2 pseudogenes are annotated in these 594 nt (G+C 38.6%); both read right to left on the reverse strand.

Annotated elements, in window-relative coordinates:
- Positions 1-289: pseudogene (hpf, locus tag ACWHAR_RS29665) on the reverse strand (ribosome hibernation promotion factor); the annotation flags it as partial.
- Positions 290-479: 190 nt separating this feature from the next.
- Positions 480-594: pseudogene (locus ACWHAR_RS29670) on the reverse strand (hypothetical protein); the annotation flags it as partial.

Raw genomic sequence — 594 nt, forward strand, 5'->3', positions numbered from 1 at the left:
GGTTTACTTTCGTTTTATGCTTACGGATTTGACGTTCCAGTTTGTTTGTTGCGAGATCAATTGCATTGTACATATCCTCGTTATGCACCTCGGACCGAAGCGCCAGATCTGTCATCGGAATCGTAACCTCAACCTTAGACTCCTTGTCATTGTAAAACTTCAAGTTGACGTTCACATCAGCATCCACGCTATGGTCAAAATAGCGCTCCAGCTTGCCGATCTTCCTCTCGACATGATCCTTTAACGCGGGTGTCACTTCAATATTTTCTCCTCTGATGTTATAGTTCATCAAAGAACGCCTCCCTTTTATTAAGGATATGTATCTATTTCTCTTTTACCCTTTACAATTCCTGCTGAAACATAAATCTTTTGTGAAAATTCAGTGAACTTTGTCGAATTTTGTTTGTATTTGCTCTGTTATTGGCGGTTCGGGGGTATATGTATATGCTGATTGAACGAAACAAATACCTCACACATGCCTAATTGATTAAAAAGGGTTCCATACATTGATGAATAGACAGCATCCATTTTCTATAATGAATCAGAAAATGTTCCTTTAAATACTCACAGAACTCATGAGAGGGAAAAGAGAAA

The organism is Bacillus sp. LR--39 (assembly GCF_053613335.1).